Consider the following 4,222-nt stretch of genomic DNA (forward strand, 5'->3'; position numbering starts at 1 on the left):
GCCACCGGGGTCGCCGCGCCGCGCTGCCCGGGCGGCGCCGGGGTGGTCGGTGCGCCGTGCGTGCCACGGGTGGGTTCGCTCGCGGTGGTCCGCCGCAGCACGTGCAGCACAGCGCCGTCGAGCAGGCCGGAGTCGCCGGTGCCGTAGAGGTCGACGTGCCGGCCGGTCGAGTCGACGACGGTGACCGAGGGGTCGGCGATCTCGATCTCGACCGCGCGCAGGGCCTCGTAGAGGGGGGCGCCGACGGGGACGGCGAGGTCGTACGAGCGGTCGCCGAGGACGATGCTGAGGCGGGTGCGCGCGTCGGGCACCGGCAGCTCCCCTCGGGCGTGGTGGGTCGACGGCCACATGCTAGGCCGCAGCGGCCGGCCCCCCGATCGAGGGACCGCCGGGGTGACCCGATCGGGTGAGTCACACCCGTCGGCCCGCGTGGTCGATCCACAGCGTGACGCCGAGGGTGGAATGTTCCTTCTGAGCCGCTATCTTGATCTCGCGCCCGTGGGGCGCTCGCCCCGACAGCTGCCGGGGTGGTCGATGGGCTCCACAGGGGGCTGGAGAGAGGGAGGTGACCCATGGCGGCTGAAGTCTCAGCAGCAGATGGTGCGCTCAAGGCTGGTGCGCAGGCCGTGGCGCAGTCGCGGGGCGAGCTGCAGCAGCAGCTCAAGGTCCTCGAGGGCAAGCTCGCCAACATCGGTGGGCAGTGGCAGGGCCAGGGCGCGGTGGCGTTCTCGACCCTGATGAACCGGTGGCAGCAGAACGCCACGACGATCATCAACTCGCTCAACGAGTTCGAGTCCAACCTGGTCTCCTCGCAGTCGACGTACACCGCGGCCGATGACCAGCAGTCCGCGGCCATGAACCGCCTCACCTCGCGCCTCGGCTGAGAAAGGACCACACCATGAGCAACCTCAAGGTCAACTTCGGTGCCCTGGCGACGGCCTCGGCCGACATCGTCAACGGTGCCAACCAGCTCGAGCAGACGCTCGCGAACATGGACCGCTCGCTCCAGCCGCTGCGGGCCAACTGGACCGGTGAGGCGTCGAACTCCTACGACGCCGCGAAGGCCAAGTGGACGGCTGCGATCAGCGACATGAAGCTCCTGCTCGCCGACGTGGGCCGCGCGGTCGACGCCTCGGGCCAGGACTACCAGACCACCGAGCGGGCCAACGCCTCGCGCTGGTGATCAGCATCACCGCTTGACCTGCGGGTCCGCCCCCCGGCTCAGACCGGGGGCGGACCCGCACCGCACGGGGCCTCGACGGCCCAGCAGATCAACAACACAGGCCTTAGGGGGCACGACGTGGTCGGCATGATGGCGCTCACTCCGCAGCTGGTGATGGCGAACGTGAGGCGGCTCGAGGCCTTGTTCCGCGAGCTCGGCACGTTGTCCGCACCCCTGGCCGAGGCCCGAGCCCAGCAGGGCCCCGGCAAGTGGAGCGCCATCCCGGAGTGCACCCAGTTCGGTCAGTACTACGCCCAGAACCTCGACGCCTTGGCGCACAACCTCGATCTCCTGAGCGCTGACATCGGCGTGGCGGCCCAGAACCTCCTGGACAACGCCCAAGCGATGGAGCAGATCGACGGCGCGGCACGCGAACGCCTCATGACTATCGTGCGTTCGGCCGAGGCCTCCGCCCCGGTCCCCACCACCGTCAGCACGCCGTACGACATCCCGGCTGGGCAGGACGACCTCTACAGCGCGCCCGAGCCCGAGGTCGCAACCGCTGCGGAGGACGTGAGAGTCTCGTTCGGCCGCACATCGTGAGGGCGAGAGCCAACCTGAGAAGCACTGTCCTCGCGACGATGCGCCCCTCCCTCCGCCGTATCGGCATCCCTGCAGTCACTCTCGCCCTCCTCGTGGTGCCCGGGAGCCCTGTTGCGGCCACTCTCGCCGAGCGGACGGCGGTGCCAGCGACCAGTCAGACCCCTGAGTCAGTCGAGGAAGGCCTCTGGTATGTCGACGCGGCGGGCTTGGACGAGGCCCACCGAGTCTCCACCGGTGAGGGCGTCACGGTGGCCGTCGTCGACACCCCCATCAACCCCGACGTCGCCGACCTGATCGGTGCCGACCTCCACGTGCATGAACCGGCGTTCTGTCGGGACGTGAATGTCGACGGCCAGTACGACCCTGCCCGGAGCACCGCCGCCGAGGCGGAGCATGGCACGCAGATGGCCTCGATCGTGGTGGGTACTGGCGCAGGGGCTGATGGACAGCCTGGGATCGCTGGGGTGGCGCCCGGGGCAACCGTGCGCCACTACGTCGCTCGTACGGGCCTCCAAGGTGGGTTCTGCGCTACTACCGAAGGCACTCCATCCGCAGGTCCGGCCCTACGGCAGGCTATCGATGACGGGGCGCAGATCATCTCGTTGTCGACCGGCGGCGCGATGCACACCGACGAGATCGCACAGATTGCTCGCGCTCTTCGCGAGGGGGTGATCGTGGTCTCTTCCCGACCCAACGATCCCATCCCCACCTACCCTCGGGATCTCGAGGAGTCCAACGGAGTGATCACGGTAGAGAGCGCCGCCTACGACGGATCCCTTGCGCCGGGCGCAACCGGAAGTCCCACCAAGGACGTCGTCGCACCTGGTGTGAGCATCCGCGGCCTCGTGGCCGGGCCAGACCAGAGCTGGCACGAGTACGGCACTAGTTCAGGAACCTCCAACGCCACTGCGTACACCTCCGCGGCGTTGGCACTGGTCTGGTCTGCTCACCCTGAGGCAACTGGCAACCAGATCATCCAGACGCTCTTGCGCCACACGTACCAGAACTCAGGGGAACTCACCCGCCACGACGACCTCATCGGCTACGGGTCGGTCTCCGTGCTCAACATGCTCGACGCCGATCCCACGTCCTATCCTGACGCCAATCCCCTCATCATCGGCGGCACTGACGCCTTGCCCAGCCTCGACGAGATCACCATGAACAGTGATGCTCCAGAGGCCAGCGTGGCGCCGGGGACCGTTGGCGCCGACTCGGATGCCTCAGGGGACACCGATCCACCAGCCCCCTCGGCAGGGACCGCCGGCAGTTTCCCCTGGTGGCTCGTTGCCGTCGCGCTCGCGCTCGTCGCCTTGCTGGTGGCCGTCTCACTGCTCAAGCGTCGCCGCACCCTCTCGTCCCCGACCATGTCACCGCCCCCTCCCGGAGGACATCCATGACGCGCCCATGCGAGGAACTCGCCCAGGCTGGAGAACTGCCCACGACCGCGCTGGGGGCGATCAACGACGAAATTGACAATCTCGGCTCTACCGCATCAACCCTGGGAGACGCAGCCCAGGACCTGACCGGTGTCCTGAACGACCTCGGAGTAGAAGGCCGCGCCGCGGACAGCGCTGCGATCGCGTTGGAGCAGGTTGTCGCCCGTGCAAGGCAGTACGTCTCCCTCCTCGAGGCCACTGCCAGCGCCGCATCGTCTGCCAGGTCCGCCCTACGCGATGCACGTTCTGCCTATGCTGCGCTGCCCGAAGACCAGATCCCGTCCTGGCAACGCCACACGATTCTCGCCGGGTCGGCCGTGGTCGGACCGCTCGGCCCACTCGTGGGCAACGAAGCAATGCAGTTCTTGAACCGTCGACAGCAGGAAGCCCGCGACGACGCAGCGCGCCCCGCCTTGATCGAACTCCGCAGAGCCATGCGCGACGCGGCCAAAGAACTGCCGAGGCTCGACCTGGACCACAACCCCGGGATCGGCTCGACGGCCGCCCGCGGTCAGTCGCCGGTGCCGACGCCGGTCCCTGCGGCCGGTGTCGGCACCGGTTACAACCCGATCACCGGCAGTGGTGCCGCCCTCCCCGCGACCACCACGACCTCGATCGGCTCTGGGCCGGGGACGACGAGCCCGGGGGTCGTGCTCGGTGGCGCGGCGGTCGGCACCGTAGCCGGTGGCCTCGCCTCCGGCGGCCGTCCCGCGGGCGGCACCGTGTCCTCGGGATGGTCGTCTCCTGGCGCCGGTTCGGGGTCGGGTTCCGCAGATGGCTCGTTGACCGGCTCGGTCCCAGGCAGCGGCTCCACCTCTGGTGCGGGTGGCACGGGCTCCTGGAGTGGCACCGCCGGGGGCGGCGCTGGGGGCGTCGGCGGAGCCTTGGCTGGCGGTGTGGCAGTCGGTGGGGCAGCCCTGGGGGCCGGGCTTGGACGGGGTGGCGCCCTCGGCGGTACCCACGTCGCGGGGAGCGGTGGGTCCACCGCTGGCCAGGGGGCGGGTTCTCGCGGCGGTACGTC

At 69.6% G+C, this 4,222-nt stretch carries 5 protein-coding genes and 1 pseudogene; 5 read left to right on the forward strand and 1 reads right to left on the reverse strand.

The window, feature by feature from the left end; genetic code table 11:
* The coding region (locus tag L0B03_RS14620) for a hypothetical protein (protein WP_250447070.1) at positions 1-311 on the reverse strand (311 nt) is incomplete at its 3' end.
* Between the two features lie 261 nt (positions 312-572).
* On the opposite strand from L0B03_RS14620, the gene L0B03_RS14625 reads away from it, so the two are divergent.
* The 5 genes and pseudogenes from L0B03_RS14625 to L0B03_RS14645 form a co-directional block, all read left to right on the forward strand.
* Positions 573-884 carry a WXG100 family type VII secretion target gene (locus L0B03_RS14625; protein WP_250447073.1) on the forward strand — a complete coding sequence of 104 codons (312 nt, stop codon included), beginning with the start codon at positions 573-575 and terminating at the stop codon, positions 882-884.
* A 14-nt stretch (positions 885-898) separates the two neighbouring features.
* Complete coding sequence (locus L0B03_RS14630) at positions 899-1,183, forward strand: WXG100 family type VII secretion target (protein ID WP_250447076.1); 285 nt, start codon at positions 899-901, stop codon at positions 1,181-1,183.
* Between the two features lie 129 nt (positions 1,184-1,312).
* Positions 1,313-1,765: a barstar family protein gene (locus L0B03_RS14635; RefSeq protein ID WP_250447078.1), complete on the forward strand. Its 453-nt coding sequence runs from the start codon at positions 1,313-1,315 to the stop codon at positions 1,763-1,765.
* Between the two features lie 38 nt (positions 1,766-1,803).
* Positions 1,804-3,162 carry a S8 family serine peptidase gene (locus L0B03_RS14640; RefSeq protein ID WP_284501862.1) on the forward strand — a complete coding sequence of 453 codons (1,359 nt, stop codon included), beginning with the start codon at positions 1,804-1,806 and terminating at the stop codon, positions 3,160-3,162.
* Positions 3,159-4,222: pseudogene (locus tag L0B03_RS14645) on the forward strand (hypothetical protein); the annotation flags it as partial. The gene L0B03_RS14640 and the pseudogene L0B03_RS14645, both read left to right, overlap by 4 nt.

It is taken from the genome of Actinotalea sp. C106, from assembly GCF_023630195.1.
Classification (GTDB): domain Bacteria; phylum Actinomycetota; class Actinomycetes; order Actinomycetales; family Cellulomonadaceae; genus Actinotalea.

Excerpts from the sequence above, each read along its gene's own strand:
- L0B03_RS14625 (WP_250447073.1), top strand. The coding sequence starts at position 573 with ATGGCGGCTGAAGTCTCAGCAGCAGATGGTGCGCTCAAGGCTGGTGCG.
- L0B03_RS14630 (WP_250447076.1), top strand. The coding sequence starts at position 899 with ATGAGCAACCTCAAGGTCAACTTCGGTGCCCTGGCGACGGCCTCGGCC.
- L0B03_RS14640 (WP_284501862.1), top strand. The coding sequence starts at position 1,804 with ATGCGCCCCTCCCTCCGCCGTATCGGCATCCCTGCAGTCACTCTCGCC.
- L0B03_RS14635 (WP_250447078.1), top strand. The coding sequence starts at position 1,313 with ATGGCGCTCACTCCGCAGCTGGTGATGGCGAACGTGAGGCGGCTCGAG.